The sequence below is a fragment of the Sutterella sp. genome (genome assembly GCF_030539355.1).
GTDB lineage: Bacteria > Pseudomonadota > Gammaproteobacteria > Burkholderiales > Burkholderiaceae_F > Sutterella.
Window position 1 is genome coordinate 14,776 of the sequence record NZ_JAUNSF010000020.1, and the last position, 18,914, is coordinate 33,689.

General features: G+C 68.5%; 11 protein-coding genes. 4 read left to right on the forward strand and 7 right to left on the reverse strand.

All coding sequences use genetic code 11. The features are described from left to right. Nucleotides 1–13 precede the first annotated feature (13 nt). The 4 genes from prmB to Q4F91_RS05215 form a co-directional block, all read right to left on the reverse strand. On the reverse strand, nt 14–943 hold the full coding sequence (gene prmB / locus Q4F91_RS05200; protein ID WP_303335237.1) for a 50S ribosomal protein L3 N(5)-glutamine methyltransferase: 930 nt from the start codon (nt 941–943) through the stop codon (nt 14–16). A gap of 105 nt (nt 944–1,048) precedes the next feature. After that, entirely contained in the window at nt 1,049–1,939 is an 891-nt protein-coding gene (locus tag Q4F91_RS05205; RefSeq protein WP_303335239.1) for a LysR family transcriptional regulator, read from the reverse strand. Between the two features lie 121 nt (nt 1,940–2,060). Further along, on the reverse strand, nt 2,061–3,950 hold the full coding sequence (locus Q4F91_RS05210; RefSeq protein ID WP_303335242.1) for a CocE/NonD family hydrolase: 1,890 nt from the start codon (nt 3,948–3,950) through the stop codon (nt 2,061–2,063). Continuing rightward, nucleotides 3,947–5,932: an FAD-dependent oxidoreductase gene (locus Q4F91_RS05215; protein ID WP_303335244.1), complete on the reverse strand. Its 1,986-nt coding sequence runs from the start codon at nt 5,930–5,932 to the stop codon at nt 3,947–3,949. The genes Q4F91_RS05210 and Q4F91_RS05215 overlap by 4 nt, the downstream gene beginning before the upstream one ends. A 285-nt stretch (nt 5,933–6,217) precedes the next feature. On the opposite strand from Q4F91_RS05215, the gene smc reads away from it, so the two are divergent. The 4 genes from smc to Q4F91_RS05235 all read left to right on the forward strand — a co-directional run bounded on the left by smc (nt 6,218) and on the right by Q4F91_RS05235 (nt 14,331). After that, nucleotides 6,218–9,772, forward strand: coding sequence for a chromosome segregation protein SMC (gene smc, locus Q4F91_RS05220; RefSeq protein WP_303335247.1), 3,555 nt, complete (start codon nt 6,218–6,220; stop codon nt 9,770–9,772). A 154-nt stretch (nt 9,773–9,926) separates the two neighbouring features. Next, nucleotides 9,927–11,135, forward strand: coding sequence for a hypothetical protein (locus Q4F91_RS05225; RefSeq protein WP_303335249.1), 1,209 nt, complete (start codon nt 9,927–9,929; stop codon nt 11,133–11,135). Between the two features lie 373 nt (nt 11,136–11,508). Further along, a complete protein-coding gene (ligA, locus tag Q4F91_RS05230; protein ID WP_303335263.1) occupies nt 11,509–13,557 on the forward strand; it encodes an NAD-dependent DNA ligase LigA in 2,049 nt (682 codons plus the stop codon). A gap of 3 nt (nt 13,558–13,560) precedes the next feature. Continuing rightward, nucleotides 13,561–14,331: an S-methyl-5'-thioinosine phosphorylase gene (locus tag Q4F91_RS05235; RefSeq protein WP_303335252.1), complete on the forward strand. Its 771-nt coding sequence runs from the start codon at nt 13,561–13,563 to the stop codon at nt 14,329–14,331. 669 nt (nt 14,332–15,000) lie between these two features. Here Q4F91_RS05235 and Q4F91_RS05240 read toward each other — a convergent pair. The 3 genes from Q4F91_RS05240 to Q4F91_RS05250 form a co-directional block, all read right to left on the reverse strand. Then, nucleotides 15,001–15,651 carry a response regulator transcription factor gene (locus Q4F91_RS05240; RefSeq protein ID WP_303335255.1) on the reverse strand — a complete coding sequence of 217 codons (651 nt, stop codon included), beginning with the start codon at nt 15,649–15,651 and terminating at the stop codon, nt 15,001–15,003. After that, nucleotides 15,620–17,542 carry a PhnD/SsuA/transferrin family substrate-binding protein gene (locus Q4F91_RS05245; protein ID WP_303335257.1) on the reverse strand — a complete coding sequence of 641 codons (1,923 nt, stop codon included), beginning with the start codon at nt 17,540–17,542 and terminating at the stop codon, nt 15,620–15,622. Before Q4F91_RS05245 ends, Q4F91_RS05240 begins: the two co-directional genes overlap by 32 nt. A 170-nt stretch (nt 17,543–17,712) precedes the next feature. Further along, on the reverse strand, nt 17,713–18,891 hold the full coding sequence (locus Q4F91_RS05250; RefSeq protein WP_303335260.1) for an amidase: 1,179 nt from the start codon (nt 18,889–18,891) through the stop codon (nt 17,713–17,715). Between the last annotated feature and the right edge of the window lie 23 nt (nt 18,892–18,914).

Below are 18,914 nucleotides of genomic sequence, written 5' to 3' on the forward strand. Positions count from 1 at the left end.
GGGTACGGGCGGATCAGGCGCCGAAGTATTCGACGAGGTCCTCGCGCGTGACGAGGAAGACCTGGTCGTCGCCGCCCGAGACGGAGAGCCACGTGATGGCGAGACCCGGATAGCGGGCCTCCATCGCCTCGAGCCCGTCGCCCACCTCGACGATGAGGATGCCGCCCTCCTCGAGGTGCTCGGCGCCGCCCTTGAGGATGCGGTCGACGACGTCCATGCCGTCGTCGCCCGCGGCGAGCGCGAGCGAGGGCTCCTGGCGGTACTCGGCGGGCAGCGCCTCCATCGAGCTCGTCCTCACGTAGGGCGGGTTGGAGATGATCACCGAGAAGCGGCGGCCCTGAAGGTTCTCGTAGAGGTCGCCCTGGACGAGCTCGAGCGTCTCCTCCATGCCGTAGTCGCGGCGGTTGATCTTCGCCACCTCGAGCGCGTCCTTCGAGATGTCCGAGCCCGTCACCTGCGCGTTCGGGAAGACGCCCTGGGCGAGGATCGCAAGGCACCCCGAGCCCGTGCAGAGGTCAAGGACGCTCTCGACGGCCTCCGGGTCCTCGACCCACGGGGCGAGGTCGTCCTCGAGGAGCTCGGCGATGTAGGAGCGCGGGATGAGCGCGCGCTCGTCGATGTAGAAGCAGTGGCCGGTGAGCCAGGCCTCCTTGAGGAGGTACGCAGTCGGCGTGCGGTCATGCACGCGGCGGTCGACCAAGTGCACGAGGCGCACGAGCTCGTTGTGCGTGAGCGCGGCGTCAAGGAACGTGTCAAAGCGCTCGAAGGGGAGCTTGAGCGCGCGGCAGATGAGGAACGAGGCGTCCTCGACCGCGCTGGGCGAGCCGTGCCCGAAGGTGAGTCCCGCGGTCTCCATCTCGGTCGCGGCCCAGCGCCAGACGTCGCGGATGGTCCGGAGATTGTGGATGGGATCGTCAAGAAGAGGAGCTGCTTCGTACAACATGGCCGTCCTTGCGGGAAATGCTCGAAATGCGGGGGATGCCGGGCCCTGAAACGGACCCGGGCGGAGGAATCGGCCATTATAAATGGCGCCCTGCGGGTGGATTTTTCAGAGCAGGCGCTCGAAGTCCGAGAGCTCCCCGAGCATGCGGAAGAGCTGCAGCAGAACGGGAGAGTTGCTGCTCGAGAGCCTCATCGCCCGGATCTCGAGAAGGGAGTGCTCGAGCGCGAAGAGCTCGGTGTCGGGACCGAGCTTGGGCGCGGCGACCTCGGGGAGGATCGCGATGCCGAGGCCCGCGTCGACGAAGCTCGCGATCAGGCCCACCGTGGGAAGCTTCATCGTCCGGCGCGGCACGAAGCTGAGCGCATTCTCGATCGAGACGGGCGATTCGTTCACGGTCTCGAAGAAGATGAAGGTCTGCTCCTTGAGCGACTTCGGATCGGGCCTGCCGTTCGCGAGCGTTTTAACGGTGCCCTTTCGCGCGACGAGCGCGGCGCGGAAGCTCGTGAGCGGCACAGACACGGTGCCCTCGGGGAAGCTGATGCCGAAGGTGATGCCGAACATGCAGTCGATCTTCCCGTCGGCGAGGCGCTTCGCGAGCGCCGGGGGCGAGTCCTCCTCGGCGGTGATCTCGAGCTCGGGGAAGCGCCTTCTCGCCTCATGGAGAATCTTGGCGAGCAGCCCCGTCGCGATCGTGGCCGAGCAGGCGCCGATGCGGAGCGTCCCCGCGGGGCCGTCGAAGATGTCGGCGCTGTTGCGCACCGCGCGCTCCATGAGCGAGAGGATGCGTTCGGCGTCGGCGAGAAACACCTCGCCCGCGGCGGTGAGCGAGAGCGTGCGGTTCGAGCGGTTGATGAGCGGCCCGCCCACCTCCTCCTCGAGCGCGCGGATGCGCGCCGTGAGCGCGGGCTGCGAGATGCCGAGCGCGGCGGCGGCACGTCGGAAGTGCATGAACTTCGCGAGCGTGACGAAGGCCTCAAGGTTCCTGGTGTCAAGCATGCTTCTGCGGGGTGATGTGGGCTGGAGTGCTTTCATCTTAAGGCCTCGTCTCGAAAAAGCGGACGGGCGGCCCCTCTGCCCGGAGACCGCCCGTCCGACCCTCACCACAAGGGATCTTTCATCACTTCGCCGGGATCACCGGAACGAGGAGGTAGCTCTCGTACTTCCCGCCCGTGTGGATCTCGTGGCGCCCCTTGTTCATCGTGGCGGGCGAGGTGACGACTTCCTTCGGGTCGGCCACTTCCTTCGAGTTGCCGCCGATCGTCATCATCTCGACCTTCTCGCCCGGCGTGAAGGTGTAGCCCACCTTCGGGACGGAGATCCTCGCCTCGCCAAAGGGGATCGCAGCCTCGCCCGGACGGTAGGCACCGACCGTGAGCGCGAGCTGCTCACCCTTCTCGAATCTGAGGCCGATCGGCCAGATCTCGATGTCGACCGGCACGATCTCGCCGGGCTTCACCTTCTCGAACTTCTCGAATTTGTGGACGGGCTCGCTCTCGGTGCTCCTCGCCTCGTCAAGCGCACGGAGCGAGACGCGCAGCTGCCCCGTGGCGGAGATCGGCATGCCGAGCGGGTCGCCGAGGGGCTTCCCTTCGGCGGAAAGCTTCTCGACCTTGACCGCGAGGTCCATGTCGTCGTGGTCCGGAGCCGAGACCCAGGCGCGCAGCTTCATGTAGCCCGTGATCTCGGTGGGCTCATCCATGCGGAAGCGGTAGACGACCGACGGGTTCTCGGCGCCCGAGTCGTAGCTGTCGACGGCCTCGACCGCGGGGAGCGCCTCGGTGAGAGCGTGGTCGGCGGCCGAGAGATAGAGCCGGCGGTACTCCGTGCGCGCGAGCGGGAACTCGTTCTCGACGCGGTTCACGATGTCCTCGCCGCCCGGGTTGAGAACCGAGAGGCGCACGCGCGGCGTCTGCTCCCAGCCGTTCTCGATGCCCTTGAGATAGTGGTCAAAGAACTTCCTCAGGTCCTCCACATTGGCCGGGGTGTAGTAGTCGTGCCATTCGTTCGTGTTGTGCACGCGCAGCCACTTCTCGGAGGAAGAGATATTGCGGAAGCCCGCGAAGGTGCCGTGCGTGTGCACGGGGTTCGTCCAGCTCGCGACGACGTAGGCGGGCACGGTGATGTTCTCAAGCCGCGCAGCCTTGTCCTTCCAGTAGTCGGTGAGGAGCGGCTCCTCGACGATCATGCGGGGCTGGTCCTCGAGCACGCCCGAGTGCGAGGCGAAGGTCTCGGCGATCATCTCGGGGAACTCCGGTGTGGGGATGCCGCCGCGGGTGCCCGACTCGCGGTAGTGGTTCGAGAACCCTTCCCAGGGCGCGATGGCGGCGAGGTGCTCCGGGCGCTCGGCGGCGATGAACCACTGCGAGACCGTGAGCCAGGAGTTGCCCGTCATGCCGACCTTGCCCGTGCACCAGTTCTGCTTGGCGATCCACTCGATCACGTCGCGTCCGTCGAGCGCGTCCTTGTGGCCCCAGTAGAGGAGGTCGCCCTCGCTCATGTAGGCGCCGCGCTTGTCGGGATTGATGACGGCGTAGCCGTGCGCGACCCAGTAGGCCGGGTCCGGCCCCTCGAACTTCTCGAGGCCCGAGGTCGCGGAGAGCGGCACGCCGGAGCGGCCCGGCACGTCGTCGAGCATCTGGCCGCCCACTTCCTTGCCGTAGGGACTCCAGGCGAGGAGCGCCGGGTACTTGCCGTCTCCGACGGGGCGGAAGACGTCGGTGTAGATCGTCACGCCGTCGCGCAGCTTCACCGGCACGTCGCGCTCGAGCAGGATGTCACAGGGGAGCGGCATCGCCCCCTCGCGGCGGATCGTGCCCTTCTTGAGAATCAGCGTCTCCTGTTTGAAGCCGGGATAGCGGGCGCGGTCGGCGGTGACGGGAAGCGCCTTGCGGGCGGGAATGGTGAGTTCCACGCCGTCCGCGGTTGTGAGGGAGACCGTGGCCGCGGCGGCGAGCGCGGGGGAGAGCATGGCCGCGCCGAGGGCGGCGGCGAGAAGCTTCGTGTTCATCTGGTATTTCCTTGTGGTGAAAGCGGTGGACCGGACGCGGGCGCCTCGTCAGGTTGGCAGAGCGAGGCGCCCGGGGCCGGGGAGGAAAGGGGGCAGTCGGCGTTCTTCACCTTTGCCGCGGCATCCGCGCCGGCGATGCGGCCGCTGTTGTAGGCGAAGCCGAGTGCGAGGCCCTGGTAGGGCGGATAGGACGGGGCGGAGTAGAACCCGTAGGCGTTGTTGCCGACGGCGTAGAGTCCCTTGACGACCTCGCCGCTGCCGTTCAAAGCCTGCATGTTCTCGTTGACGCGCACGCCGCCGAGCGTGGAGAGGCTCACGACACGGGCGCGGAAGGCGTAGAAGGGGCCCTTCTCGACGGTGAACTTCAGGAACTCCGCGGGTTTGCCGTAGGGGTCGGAACCCGTCCTCACGGCTTCGTTGTAGTCGGCGACCTCGCGCTCGAAGCCCGCCTCGAAACCGGTGAGCTTCGCGAGCTCCTCGAGCGTGTCGGCCTTGAAGCCGACGCCCTGGCGGACGGCCTCCTCGGCGAGCGCACGGAAGTCACCCTTTCCCTCGGGGTTGAGCGGCCCCGCGCCCGAGACTTCGAAGGGGAGGGCGTCCGCGGTGTAGGTGTCGAGCGTCGCCGCGTCACAGACGACGAAGTACTTGCCGCCGGCGGAGTATGCAGCGTTCGCCCAGAGGACGGTGTCGTAGATGAGTTCCTCGTTGGCGAAGCGCTTCCCCGACGTGTCGACCCACATGAGCGGGGTCTTCAGCACGCGCACGAGGAGGTTGGAGTCCTGCATCTGCGCGCCGCCCTTCGAGGCCGAGGAGGCGAGGCCGTCGAACTCCGCGCCGTGGATAAGTATGTCGCCTTCGCCCAATTTCTGCGCGCCGGCCTTCCAGGCCATCTCCAGACCCTCGCCGTTGTTCGACCAGGCGATGCGGTTCGTGACGTTCTCCGTCTCGAGCGCCCGGGAGAGGTGCTTCGCGTCGCCGCCGAAGCCGCCCGAGGCGATGATGACCGCCTTCGCGTGCACGGTGAGCTTCGCGCCGCCCGACTTCTCCGCAATGACGGCCGAGACGCTGCCGTCCGGGGCGGTCTCGATGTCATACGCACGGGCGCCGGTGATGAGCTCGCCGCCCATTTCCCCGAGCGCGGCGTACATGTTCTCGAAGGCCTTCGGGCTGTCGACGTACTGGTGGTAGATCCTCCAGCGCAGCGGATAGGGGTTCTGGCCCTGCTGCAGGTTTTTGTCATCGATCCTGAGGTCCACGCCGTAGCCCTTCAGCCAGTCGACGGTCGAGGCGGAGAGGTCGATCACCTTCCGCGTGATGCGCGCGTTGCTCAGATAATGGTTGTAGTCCATCAGCTCCCGGTAGAGGTTGTCCTTCGTGAGGACCTTCATGAGCTCCGGGTCGCTGCCGTACTTTTCCTTCATGAGCGAGCTCTCGACCGCGAAGAGCCCCATGGCGATCTTCGAGGCACCGCCTGCGGCCGGGGCCTTCTCGAGCACGGTTACCCTGACGCCCGCCTCGGCGGCGGCGAGCGCGGCGGCTGTGCCGGAGGCACCCGCGCCGATCACGACCACGTCGGTGGTGATCTCCTCGGCGGGGAGCGCCGCCTTCTCGACCTTCACGTCGTAGGCCTTCGGGTCGGCGCCCGCCTTCGCGAGCGCGGCGACGACGGCCGAGCGGATGGCCTCCGAGGAGACGGTGGCGCCCGAGACGCCGTCGACGGCCGTGCTCTGGTGCTCGAGGATCGCGGGGACCATCTGCTTCGCGGCGGCGCCGCCGAGGTCGGGCGTCTCGCCCGAGACGTCCACCGAGAGATCGGTGATGCGGCCGGAGGCGTCGACGGTCACGGATGCGCGGACCGGGGAGAGCTTGCCGGCGGCCTCGGCCTCGTACGTGCCGGCGGTGACGGCGGCCGGGGAGACGATCGGCGTGAAGAGCGCCGCGGTGAGCGCGGCGGCGGTGAGTCGGTGCAGATGGATGTGCATGGTGGACGTTCTCCGTTTGTTCCTTGCAGTTCTTTTCAGGGGCGATCTTTCATGCGGATGTGGGTGCCGGGGCAGGCGCCTGAAGCCTCGGAGAACCGGATCGCCTGAGAGTGAAGATAAGACACGTGGAAAGCGTCGGACTCGATTGCACGATAAATAAAACTGATCATGAGGGCATCCAGGGGCCTTTCCGGAGTCACCGTCACCCCGTGCGGAAATCTGCGCGAAAATGTCACCCGTCCGTCCGCTACCCCGGCTTATCCATTCCCATCAGGAGCACCTCCCTTGCGACTTCGTCAGATCAAAATCGCCGGCTTCAAGAGCTTCGCCGATCCGACCGTGATCGATATCCGGGATCCGCTCATCGGAATCGTGGGCCCGAACGGCTGCGGCAAGTCGAACATCATTGACGCCGTCCGATGGGTGCTCGGCGAAGGCCGCGTGAGCGAACTGCGCGGCGGCGCGATGTCCGAGCTCATCTTCACGGGGTCGGCGAGGCGCGCGCCGCTCGGTCGCGCGAGCGTGGAGCTCCTTCTCGACAACAGCGACCACGCCGTCAAGGGCCCCTGGGGCCAGTACGCCGAGCTCTCGATCCGCCGCGTGGTCACGACCGAGGGCGTCTCGGCCTACTACATCAATCACCAGCAGGTGCGAAAACGCGACGTGCAGGAGATCTTCCTCGGCACGGGCCTGGGCTCGCGGAGCTACGCCATCGTCTCCCAGGGCATGATCGAGCGCTTCACCTCCGCCAGGCCCGAGGAGATCCGCGTCTACCTCGAGGAGGCCGCGGGCGTGTCGCTCTACAAGGAGCGCCGCCGCGAGACCGAGTCACACCTGAGGCAGACGCAGGAGAACCTCGAGCGCGCGGCGGACCTGCAGAGCGTGCGCGCCGAGGAGATCGAGAAGCTTCGTGCGGAGGCGGCGACCGCCGCCCGCTGGCAGGAGCTTGACCGGAAGAAGACCGAGAGCGAGGCGCTCTGGTACTTCCTGATGAGCGAGAACGCCCGGCGCGAGGCCGACCAGGCCCGCGAGGCGATCACCCGCATCGAGAACGACATCGCGATGAAGCGCGCCGCCGTCGAGGAGTGCGAGGCCGCCCAGGAGGGGCTCGAGAACGAGGTGAAGAAGGCCGACGCCGAGCACGAGCGCATCTCCGGGGAATTCCGCGAGGCCGAGAAGGAACTCGCCCGTCTCGAGGGCGAGATGAGCCGCATCGTCGAGCGCCGGCGCACCGCCGAGCGCGACCGCACGCAGGCGGCCGAGACTATCGCCGCCAAGGAGAAGCTCATCAGTGAGATGACGCTCCGGCGCGAGGAGAGCTCGGAAAAGATCGCCGAGCTTGAGGCGCTCCTCGAGGAATTCGAGGAGATGAACGAGACGCGCGCCGAGGCGCTCGACGCGGCCGAGGAGGCCGAGCGCACGACCCGGGCCGCGGCCGAGACCGCGGGCGGGGCGCTCGCGCGCGCCCGCACCGCGCAGCAGGTCGAGGAAGTGAAGCTCTCGCGCGAGCGCGAGCGCGTGGGCGAGCTCGACCGCAGGCTCTCGCGCATCACCGAGGACGAGCGCGGCAGCGAAAAGCCCGACCCGGAGAAGGTCGAGGCGCTCGCCGAGGCGCTTGTCGAAGCGGGCGAGGCCGAGGAGGAGGCCGCCGCGAAGCGCGAGGAGGCGCTCGAGCGCGCCGAGACCGCCCGCGAGGCGGCCGCGCAGGCGAACGAAAAATACTTTGCCCTCCTTTCCGAACAGAAGTCTCTCTCGGCGAAGCTCTCGACCCTCGAGGAGGTGCAGCGCTCGGCCGAGAAGTCGGACGCGCTCTCGAAGTGGCTCGAGGAGACCGGCATCGCCGGCCTTCCCGAACTGATTGACTCGATCGAGGTGCCCGACGAACTCCTCACGGCGCTCGAGGCGGTGCTTGAGCACCGCATGCAGGCGCTGCTCCTGCGCGACCTGCGGGCCGCGGGTGATCTCGCCCGCAGCCGCCCGCCCGCGCGGCTCTCCTTTGCCGCCCCCGAGCCCGAGGGCGCCGCCGCCCCGGCGCTCGTCTGGGAGATCGAAGGAAGGCCCGTGATCCGCCTCTCCGAGCACGTCACGACGAAGCACCCGGCCGCGCGCGCCGCGATCGACGCCTGGGCCTCGTGCGCCGGACTCGCCCCGGACCTCGCCACGGCGCTCCGCGCCCGCACGACGCTCCCCGAGGGACACTGCTTCGTGACGCCGCAGGGCGACGTCGTGACCCGCTCCTCGCTCACCTTCTGGGCCGCGGAGGATCCGCGCCTCGCGCTCCTTTCCCGCGCGCAGGAGATCCGCGAGCTCTCGGCGCGCGTCGAGGCCTTGGACATCGAGGTCGGCCAGGCCGACGACCGCAGAAATGCGGCCGCCCGCGAGGAAACGGATTCCCGGCGCGCCGCGGAGCTCGCCCAGACCGCGGTCGCCGAGGCCGCCCGCCGCACCGCGGCCGCGAAGCTCGCCGAGCGCGAGGCGAGGCGCACGCTCGAGGAGGCGCTGCGCCGCGAGGCTGATCTCAAGCGCTCCCGCGAGGAGCTCGAGCGCGAGCGCGCCGAGGTCTCGGCGAGAGTCGACGAGATGCTCGAGACGATGGACGGCCTTGCCGAGGCGCTCGAATCCGCGGAGACCGCCGCGGGCGAGGCCGCGGCCGCCTACGCCAGGGCGCAGGACCGGCTTGCCAATGAGCGCAGGGAGCAGACCGAGCTCATTCACCGCACGGCGATGAAGCGCCTCGAGATCCAGCAGGCCCGCGAGGGTGCGCAGCTCGACGAGCGCCGCATCGAGGAGGCGAAGGCCGACGTCGAGCGCGAGAAGACGCGACTTGCCGAGGCCGAGAAGCTTCTCGCCGAGGAGGACCAGGGCACGGTCGAGTCGGGCGCGAAGGCGCTCCTCGAGAAGAGCGCCGGTCTCGAGCGCGCCGCCGCGGACGCCCAGGGGCGTCTCGCCGAGACGCGCAGGAAGGCCGACGAGAACCGGAAGCTCGCGAAGACCCTGACCGAGGGGATCCTGCCGCTCACGGAACAGCTCGGCACGCTGCGCGTCACCGCCGAGCAGAAGTCGGGGCTTCTCAGTCAGTTCAACGACCGCATGGAGGAGCTCGGTGCCGACTGGCAGACGCTCTCCGTCATCGCGCAGGAGCGCAAGGTCAAGGCCCCGGCCGTGAAGAGCGAGGTCACGCGCCTCATGAATGAGATCGCCGCGCTCGGTCCCGTCAACCACGCCGCGCTCTCGCACCTCGAGGCCGCCGAGGAGGCGATGCGCCTCGCCGAGGCCCAGATCAACGACCTGAAGCAGGCCGTCGAGACCCTCGAGGCGGCGATCCGCAAGATCGACTCGGAGACGCGCAGCCGCATGCGCGAGACCTTCGAGAAGGTGAACACGAACTTCGCCGAGACCTTCCGCGGTCTCTTCGGCGGCGGCGTCGCGTCGCTCACGCTCGTGGGCGACGAGATCCTCACCGCGGGCGTCGAGGTGCGCGCGCAGCCCCCGGGCAAGCGCAACCAGTCGCTCACGCTCCTCTCGGGCGGCGAGAAGGCGCTCACCGCGACGGCGCTCATCTTCGCGATGTTCCGCCTCAACCCGGCGCCCTTCTGTCTGCTCGACGAGGTGGACGCGCCGCTTGACGAGGCGAACCAGGGCCGTCTCGCGCGCCTCTGCCTCGGCATGAGCGAGGCGACGCAGTTCATCATCATCACGCACCACCGCGTGACGATGGAGTACGCCTCGTCGCTCATCGGCGTGACGATGAAGGAGCCGGGCGTGAGCCGCGTGGTGAGCGTCGACATCGAGGAGGCCGTGCGCCAGTCCTCGGAGACGGTTGCGACAGCGGGCGCCTGACGCCGGGCGACCGGGCCGGCGGCGTCGCGCGGAGGTTACGTTTTGAATTTTGTTGCAGAGCACCGGCCTGCGGCAGAATCAAAATCTGGGCCGCAACTCATTAGAATGAGCGCCATCCGGATCAATTCCACTCCCTAAGGTTCCCTCTGTCGCCATGTTCTCGGTCGAGATTCTCCTTCCGATTCTTGTCATCGCCGCATTCCTCGTCGGCTTCATTCTCTGGCGCTCCAAGAAGGAGGAGCGCATCGCCCGCAATGCCGGCCTGAAGCTGCGCTCGGCGACGATGGATGATCCGCTCACGGTGAGCGCCTCACGCGTGGAGCCCGATCTCGCCGCGGAGGAGGAAAAGCCCGCCGAGGCGCTCTCGCAGCCCGAGCCCTCCCTCCCGGATCCCGATCAGACCCGCTCGCCCGCCGATGAAGTGCCCCCTCCCTCCGAGGAGCCGCCGATCTATGACGAGCTCGAGCGCGAGGAGGCGAGGCGCGCCGAGGCCGCGGCCCGCAGCCGGACCGAGGCGGAGAATCTGCGCGACAACCGTGACCGCGCGACGCCCCCCGTCGACCCGGCCGTGGAGTGGGTGCTCGACATCGCGCCGGTGGACGGCATGCAGTTTGCCCTGGGCGGCGTGAAGAGCCTCAAGCTCGAGCTCGAGCGCCTTGACCTGCCGCTTCTCGTGCGCGTCTGGGCGCAGTCCTCGAAGGACAGTCTCTACTACGAGGCCGATGAGCTCACCTGCCCGGCCCGCCAGGTCGTGGCGACGCTGCTCCTCGCCAACCGCACGGCGAAGCTCGACGAGGTGAGCGCCTCGCGCTTCTACCAGGTGCTCGAGCAGTCCGCCGCGCAGAACAGCGTGGTGATCCGCCGCGAGTTCGAGCCCGAGCAGGCCGTGCAGCGCTCGGTGAACCTGCGCAACTTCATTGAGTTCTTCGACCGCAGGATTGAGATGCTCATCGCTCCCCGCGAGGAGGGGGAGACGCTCTCCGCCGACCGCGTCTCGAAGGCCGCGCTCCGCACGGGCTTCATGTACTCGAACGACCGCTGGGAGCTCAGGCTCGACCCCGCCGACCGCGATCCCGTCATCTGGCTCGCGCTCGTCGAGGAGGGGGAGAGCCCGGCGAAGGTCTCCCTCAACTACGAGCTGCCGCTCGCGAATTCCGTCCGCGGTGACCTGAGGAAGTTCCTCGAGGTCGCCAACCAGCTCGCCGCCGAGCTCGGCGCCGTCTGGACCGACTGCTCGGGCCGCCCGATCGACGCGGGCGCCGCGATGGCGATCGCCGAGCAGGTCGCGAGCCAGGACAAGCTGATGACCGAGAGCGGCGTCGTACCGGGCTCGCCCAGGGCGCGCCTGCTCTTCTCGCGCTGAATCCGGCTCACTGCCGCGCCCCGTTAAACTCACCGGGCGGCCGCCTTTCCGGCGCCGCCCGTGTTTTTTTCGAATTTCACTTCACCCTGCCATGTCCGATCAGAGCTCGCTCTTCGACCCCGACAATGCCCCGGCGCCCGTCGCCGAGGTGAAAACCGAGAAGCCCGCCCCCGAGGCGGCGCCGGAGAAGCCCGTTGAGACCGCGGAGCCTGCCGAGGCCCCGGCCGCGCCGAAGCGCAGGCGCCGCGCGACAAAGCGCACCGCGCCAGCAGTGCCGCCGGCGGCCGAACCCGCCCCCGCTGCCGAGGCCGCCGATCCCTTCGGCGCCCGTGCCCGCGCCGCGGCCGTGCCCGCGGAGGGCGCCCGCGCGCGCATGCGCGAGCTCGAGGAACTGCTCGAGCGCTGGAGCTACGAGTACTACGTGCTTGACGCGCCGAGCGTCCCGGACGCGGAGTACGACAGCGCCTTCGCCGAGCTTGATGCGCTCGAGAAGCTTCACCCGGCGCTCAAAAGCCCTGTCTCCCCGACGCTGCGCGTCGGCGGCGCCGTGCGCGATGGCTTCAGCAAGGTCACCCACACGATCCCGATGCTCTCGATTCACACCGAGACCGACTTCACCGACGAGGGAGCGAAGGCCTTTGACGAGCGCGTGCGCCGTGACCTCGGGCTCGAGGAATCGGCCGGGCCGGTCGAATATGACTGCGAGCTCAAGTTTGACGGCCTTGCGACGAGCCTGCGCTACGAGAAGGGCGTCTTCGTGCGCGCGGCCACGCGCGGCGACGGCGCCGTGGGCGAGGACGTGACCGAGAACGTCCGCACGATCCGCACGATTCCGCTCCGGCTCCGCGGCCCCGTCCCCGACGTGCTCGAGGTGAGGGGCGAGTGCATCATGCACAAGGCCGACTTCACCGCGCTCAACCGCCGTCAGGAGGCCGCGGGCGAGAAGCTCTTCGCCAATCCGAGAAACGCCGCCGCGGGGTCTCTGAGGCAGCTCGACAGCCGCGTCACCGCCGAGCGAACGCTTCACTTCTACGCCTACAGCCTCGGCGAATGCTCCGAGCGGATCGCCGATACGCAGAGCGGCATCCTCGACTGGTTCGAGCGGGCCGGCTTCCCGGTGGCGAAGCTGAGGCGCGTCGTGAAGGGCCCGGAGGCGCTCGCGGCCTTCCACGCCGAGGTGCTCGCGCGCCGCGCGGAACTGCCCTTCGAGATCGACGGCGTCGTCTACAAGGTCAACAGCCTCGAGGAGCAGGAGGAGCTCGGCTTCATCGCCCGCGAGCCCCGCTGGGCCTGCGCGCACAAGTATCCCCCCGAGGAGGTGCTCACCACCGTGCTCGGCATCGACGTGCAGGTCGGCCGCACGGGCCGCATCACGCCGGTCGCGCGCCTCGAGCCCGTCTACGTCGGAGGCGTCACTGTGTCGAACGCGACGCTCCACAACGAGGACCACATCACCAAGGAGCTTGACCTGCGCGTGGGCGACACGGTCGTCGTGCGCCGCGCCGGCGACGTGATCCCCGAGATCCTGCGCGTGATCCCGGAGCGCCGCCCCGCGGACGCCCCGGTCTTCCGCATGCCCGACGTCTGCCCGGTCTGCGGCAGCGCCGTGATTCGCGACGAGGAGGAGAAGGACATGCGCTGCACGGGCGGCCTCGTCTGCCCCGCGCAGATGAAGCTCTCGATCGTGCACTTCGCGAGCCGCCGCGCCATGGGCATCGACGGCCTCGGCGAGAAGATCGTCGACATGCTCGTCGACGAGGAGCTCGTGAGGACCCCCGCGGATCTCTTCACGCTCACCGCCGAGGAGCTCCAGATGCCTGTCTCGACGACGATCGGCACGGAGAAGGTTCAGAAGCGCATGGGCCCGAAGGCCTCGGAGAATCTGCTCGCCTCGATCGAGAAGGCGAAGCGCACGACGCTCGCGCGCTTCATCTACGCGCTCGGCTGCCGTCACGTGGGCGAGGCCACGGCGCTCGGGCTCGCCGAGCACTTCTGCACCCTCGACAGAATCGAGCACGCGGACATCGAGGCCCTGCAGGCAGTGCCTGACGTGGGCGAGGTGGTCGCCGAGAGCGTCGCGGCCTTCTTCCGCGAACCGCACAACCTTGAGGTGATCGAGTCGCTCATCCGGGCGGGCGTCACCTGGCCCGCCGTCGAGCCGCGCCCCGCGGCGACCCTCGTCGCCGGCAAGACCTTCGTGCTCACGGGGACGCTCCCGACGCTCACCCGCGACGAGGCGAAGGACCTCCTCACCGCGCAGGGCGCGAAGGTGTCGGGGTCGGTGAGCCGCCGCACGGACTACGTGGTGGCCGGCGCCGAGGCGGGCAGCAAGCTCACGAAGGCCGAGGAACTCGGCATCCGCATCATCGGCGAGGAGGATCTGAGAAAGCTCCTCGCCGGAGAAACCCTGGAGGAGAAGTAAAAAATGCTCGCACTGATCGGCGGAACCGGCTTTGAGAACGACGGCATCATCACGGACTGCGACGAGGTCCTCGTGGAGACGCCCTGGGGCGCCCCTTCCGCGCCCCTCGTCTTCGGATGCCTCGGCGGCGAGGAGGTGATTTTTCTCAGGCGCCACGGCGCGAGGCACGAGTGGGCGCCGCACCGCATTCCGTACCGCGCGAACCTCTGGGCCCTGAAGAAGGCCGGCGCCACGGGCGTGATCGGCGTGGGCACGGTGGGCGGCATCGGCGAGGCGATGACGGCCGGCACGCTGATGGTGCCCGACCAGCTCCTCGACTACACCTGGGGCCGCGAGCACACGTACTACGACTCGCCCGAGGCGGGCGTGAAGCACATCGACTTCACGCTGCCCTTTGACGAGAACCTCTCGGGGCTCCTCGTCCGTGCGGCGCGCCGCACCGGGAACACCATCGTCGAGGGCGGCTGCTACGCCTGCACGCAGGGGCCGAGGCTCGAGACCGCCGCCGAGGTGCAGCGCTTCGCCCGCGACGGCGCCAACGTGATCGGCATGACGCTCTATCCGGAGTGCGCGCTCGCCCGCGAGCTTGAACTCCCCTACGCGGGACTCTGCGTCTCGGTCAATTCCGCGGCGGGTCTGCGCGAGTCGAGGAAGGTGATCCGCTTCGAGGCGCTCGCCGAGGCCGTGAACCGCGCGGTCGCCGGGGCCGTCGAGGTCGTGCGCGAGGCGCTCCGCCTCGAGCGGGAGCTGCGCGAGGAGAACGGCCTCGCCTGACCGGCTCCTCCGGATCGGCCCCGCTTGAAGGCAGGGCCCGGAGAGCGCGGAAGTATTTGGATACGTATTGACCTCTCCTTTGGTACTACCTCTGTAGGGTAGTGTTCATATAATTCTTTCGACTTAGTGAGACGGAGCCAGACGCTGCGCATGTCGCAGCAGGACTGAAGCTCCGCCCTTCTGAAGTGTTCCGGGCACTCCTCCTCCCGACGTCACTCAATGCGCGCCTTTTCCGGTGGCGCGCCATCAGACTGAGTCGATCCAGAAAAAACGCCCCCGGACGGCTACTCCCTCTCAGAGCCGTCCGGGGGTGCTGGATTTTCCGGTGAGGTTCGCATGGCTCCCGCCGTGCACGCCTCTGGCTGCGGCCTGCGCGGACTTGTGAACCCTGCGGCAGACCGGACGGCGCGCTTTCTGTACGGGTGCGTGACCTCATTCCGGGAGCGCTGATGACTGCCGCACAAGGGCGGCGTCACAGCGTCGTTCCGATTCTACAGAGAACCAACCGGGCAGTTAGAAAGTAATTTTTACTTGTTTACAAAGTAGTTCCGGTTGTAAACGATAAATTTCCCGCAAAAACAGGATCGAAATTCAAGGCCGTGTCAGGGGCCGGCAACGTCATTCGTGCGAAAAACAACACCGGCCGGGGCTCTCCGTGGGTGATTCGCGTCAGCTCTCTGCGTGCTCGAGGAGCGCCCGGATTTCCTCGGGCGTCTTCACGCCGAGCTTCCTCAGGATGCTCGCGCGGTGCACCTCGATCGTTCTCACGGCGTTGCCGAAGCGCTCGGCGATCTCGCGGTTGAGCATGCCCGCGGCGATGAGCTTCGCGATCTCCCGCTCGCGGCCCGTGAGCTTCGAGAGGCGCTCTGCGGCATCCTCGCCCGGAAGCCCCGCGGCGCGCGAGGCGCTCTGCCAGGCGGCCCAGGCGATCGACTTCAGCAGGCGCTCGTTGTCGATCGGCTTCTGGATGAAGTCCGCGGCGCCGTCCTGTAGCGCCGACACGGCCATCTCCACGTCGCCGTGCCCGGTGAGGAAGATGATCGGCAGCGTGATGCCGCGCTCGTTCATCGCGGCCTGCGCCTCGATGCCCGTCATGCCCGGCATGCGCACGTCGAGCACCACGCAGCCCGGCTCCGACGGAGCGTCGCCGGTGAGGAACGCCGTCGCGGTCGGGTAGTCGGCCACGCGCCACCCCTCCATCTCGAGCACGAAGCGCAGCGCGTCGCGCAGCGCATCCTCGTCGTCCACGATGCGGATGAGGCACTTCGATCGTGCGAATTCAAGCTGCTCAGTCGTGAGATGTCTCTCTCTGGGGTTCATCTGGGTCTCCGTCTTTTTCTTGTTCAGCGGGCGTCTCGCGTCCTTTCTGCGCGAGCGCGCGTTCGAGGTTCGGCACCTGGGCGATGGCGGCGAGCCCGCCGCCCGAGAGCGCCGTGAAGCGCAGCCGCCCGCCCATGCGCTCGAGGATCGTGCGGACGATCGAGAGGCCGAGTCCGAGACCGTGGATCTTGGTGCTCGGCCCCGGTTCCTCGAGCGCCGCGAGCGTCTCCGGGGAGACAACGGCTCCGCCGTTGAGGACCGAGAGCTCGGCCGTGGCGTCGAATTCCGTGATCGTCACCGTCACCGCGGCACCGGGTACGTTCTCCACGGCCTCGAGCGCGTTCTTGATGAGGTTGAGCGCGACGAGCTCGAGCTCGAAGGGGGCGCCGAGCACCCTGACGTGCTCGTCACCGGCGAAGTTGATTTTCGCCTTCCAGCGCCCGGTTGAATTGAGCTCGGCGATCGCCTTCTGCACGGGGTCGCACGCCTTCACGGGCACGTAGCCCGGGTTCTCGGACTTGGCGTAGGAGCGCACGCGGGTGACGATCTCGTCGGCGCGCGCGGTCTGCTCTGTGAGTTTCGCGAGGATCGTCGAGAAGCGCTCGGCGTCGAAGCGCCCCTCGGCGACGAGCTTCTTGAGGCCGAGCAGGTAGAGCGAGAGCGCGGCAAGGGGCTGGCGCATCTCGTGGGCGAAGATGGTCGAGAGCTGCCCGACCGCGCCGATCCTGCTCATGCGCTCGATGCGCTCGGTCGCGGCCTGCGCCTCGGCCTGAAGGCGCTTCTGGGTCACGAGGGCCTGCCTGAGGTGCTCGGTGCGCACGCGCACGAGCTGCGCGACGCGCACGCTGTGCCAGATGAGACCGGCGATCATGAGGAGCAGAACGACGAGCCAGACGCCGTACTTCTCGAGGAACTTCGTCATCGTCCAGTCGCGCAGGTACGCGTAGTGCCCGATCCTGAGCTCCTTGAAGACGTTATCGACGCCCGTGTAGTCGGTCGCGACGCCCCAGTGCAGATACTGCGCGCCGGAGGGCGGCATCTGCAGCAGCGCGCGGGTGACGAGGCGCGAGATCTGCGGCGCCGTCGCCGGGGTGGTGGCGAAGGTCCAGGACGGGTAGAGGGGTGTCGAGCGCACGCAGGCCTCCATCATCGCCGGGTCGTCGAGCCGGTTGATCACCTTGAGCATCCCCCTGTCCTGGGGGTGCTTTCTGAGCCAGTCCTCGAGGTAGCAGAGGCGGAAGAAGCCGATGTCCGCGTCGCCAGCGAGGATCTTCGGGATCGCCTCGGACATCCGCTCACCGTCGCCGAGGTACTCGGTCGAGGAGAAGAACGTATCGGGGTCGTGCCCGTCGTGCAGGATGACGCTCATCGGCAGATGACGGCCGGTGAAGGCGCCGGGGGTGCTCGTCACGAGACGCGAGCCCTTCAGGTCGTCGAGCGTGTTGAGGTCCGTGCGGTTCGCGGCCACGAGGAAGGCCGAGCCGTCGTTGTGGTTGGGGTCGGGGTAGCTCGAGGAGACGACGGTCGCGAGCGCGCGGGCGCCGAGACGCTGCATGCGCACGAAGAATCCCGAGCTCGAGAGGAAGACGTCCACCGACCCGCGGGCGATCGCCTCCTGCAGCTCGACCAACGTGTATTCGCTCACGACGATGTTTTTGCTGCCGAACGTCTTCTCGAGCGCCTCGATCGTGGGCCTGATGATGGGTTCGTTCGGGGCCGGCCGCACGTACTTGACGATGCCGACGCGCACCGGCAGGTGATCGGTGGGGAACTCAAAGGCGAGCGTCGCCGCGCTCAGGGCGTCGGCCGGGGCGGGACTCTGGTCTGCGCGGGCGGGTGCGGGCCCGAGGAGAAGCGTCAGGAGCGCCGTCGAGCAGGCAAGCAGAAGCACCCGGCCGGGGAAATGGGAAAACGGACCCATGGACGGTAGGGAATGAGGTGGTTGGGATTTTCGGGCCGGGTGATGCCGTCCCCATTTTCCACCATTTCCCCTTCGGCCGCGAGGGCATCACGCAGTGTCGCGACGGATTCGCGTGATGCCGCCCGCGTCCGGGCGGTGCGTCACCCGAGGATGCGCTCGGCGACGGCGATCAGCCTGCGGTCCCAGCCGCGCGGGCCGATGAGGGAGAGGCCGACGGGCGCGCCCTCGAGCCGCCCGAGCGGGAGCGAGAGCCACGGCAAACCAGTGAGTCCGCCGTGGCAGAGCGAAAGGAGCGAGAGCGTGCGGAAGTCGTTCACCTCGCTCTCCGGGGCCCCGCGCGGAACGGCCGGGCCGGGGAGCGTCGGGAGCACCATCACGCCGTCCGTGCCGAGCGTCTTCTCGAGGGCCGCGGTGGCGAGCCGCTGCTGACGGATCTCGCTGGAGAGGTCCTTCAGCGCAATCTTCCGCGCAAAAGCGAAGCGCTCCCTGACGCCGGGCCCGAGCGGCGGCTGATTTGTCTCGATGAACTCGCCGTCGCTCTGCCAGGCCTCCTGGGCCTGGAGCAGCCGGAAGGCCTCGGCATCGGCCTCCATGCCGTGGGGCGCGAGCTCGGCGGACACGGCCGGCCCGAACACTTCCTCGATGCGTCTCACCGCCGGGGCGAGGCACTGCGAGACCTGCGCGCCGAACCGCTCGAAGACGTCATCGGCTCGCAGGATGCGGATCTCCGCGGGAAGAGGGGGCTCGGGCCCGAGGAGCACGTCGGCGACGCGCGCGAAGGTGCGGATGTCGCGCGCGAACCAGCCGACGGTGTCGAAGGACGGCGCGAGCGGGTGGCAGCCCTCGAGCGAGATGCGCCCGTGCGTCGGGCGCAGGCCGAAGAGTCCGCACTGGCTCGCCGGGCAGCGGACCGAGCCGCCCGTGTCGGTGCCGATCGCGAACTCCGCGAGCCCGCAGGAGACGGCGGAGGCCGAGCCCGAGGAGGAGCCGCCCGTGGCGCGCAGCGGCGCGCCGCCGTTGACCGGAGCCCCGAAGTGCACGTTCTCGCCGGCCATGGAATAGGCGAACTCGTCGGTGACGGTTTTTCCCACGAACTCGGCGCCTGCGGCCAGGAGCTGTTCCACGACCGCGGCGTGCCTGTCCTTCACGCCGGAGGCGGCGAGAAAGAGCGGGTTGCCGGCCGAGGTGGGATACCCCGCGACGTCATAGAGGTCCTTCACGGCGAAGGTGAGGCCGGAGAGCGGTCCGCCCGGGGCATGCGGGACGGGGGCCTTCGGGTAAGGCATGAAGGCGCGGGAGGCGCTGCGGGAAAACTGCATTTGTCTCTTCTCTTTAAACAGTG

Excerpts from the sequence above, each read along its gene's own strand:
- Q4F91_RS05225 (WP_303335249.1), top strand. The coding sequence starts at position 9,927 with ATGTTCTCGGTCGAGATTCTCCTTCCGATTCTTGTCATCGCCGCATTC.
- ligA (WP_303335263.1), top strand. The coding sequence starts at position 11,509 with ATGCGCGAGCTCGAGGAACTGCTCGAGCGCTGGAGCTACGAGTACTAC.
- Q4F91_RS05235 (WP_303335252.1), top strand. The coding sequence starts at position 13,561 with ATGCTCGCACTGATCGGCGGAACCGGCTTTGAGAACGACGGCATCATC.
- Q4F91_RS05205 (WP_303335239.1), bottom strand. The coding sequence starts at position 1,939 with ATGCTTGACACCAGGAACCTTGAGGCCTTCGTCACGCTCGCGAAGTTC.
- prmB (WP_303335237.1), bottom strand. The coding sequence starts at position 943 with ATGTTGTACGAAGCAGCTCCTCTTCTTGACGATCCCATCCACAATCTC.
- Q4F91_RS05240 (WP_303335255.1), bottom strand. The coding sequence starts at position 15,651 with ATGAACCCCAGAGAGAGACATCTCACGACTGAGCAGCTTGAATTCGCA.
- Q4F91_RS05210 (WP_303335242.1), bottom strand. The coding sequence starts at position 3,950 with ATGAACACGAAGCTTCTCGCCGCCGCCCTCGGCGCGGCCATGCTCTCC.
- Q4F91_RS05250 (WP_303335260.1), bottom strand. The coding sequence starts at position 18,891 with ATGCAGTTTTCCCGCAGCGCCTCCCGCGCCTTCATGCCTTACCCGAAG.
- Q4F91_RS05215 (WP_303335244.1), bottom strand. The coding sequence starts at position 5,932 with ATGCACATCCATCTGCACCGACTCACCGCCGCCGCGCTCACCGCGGCG.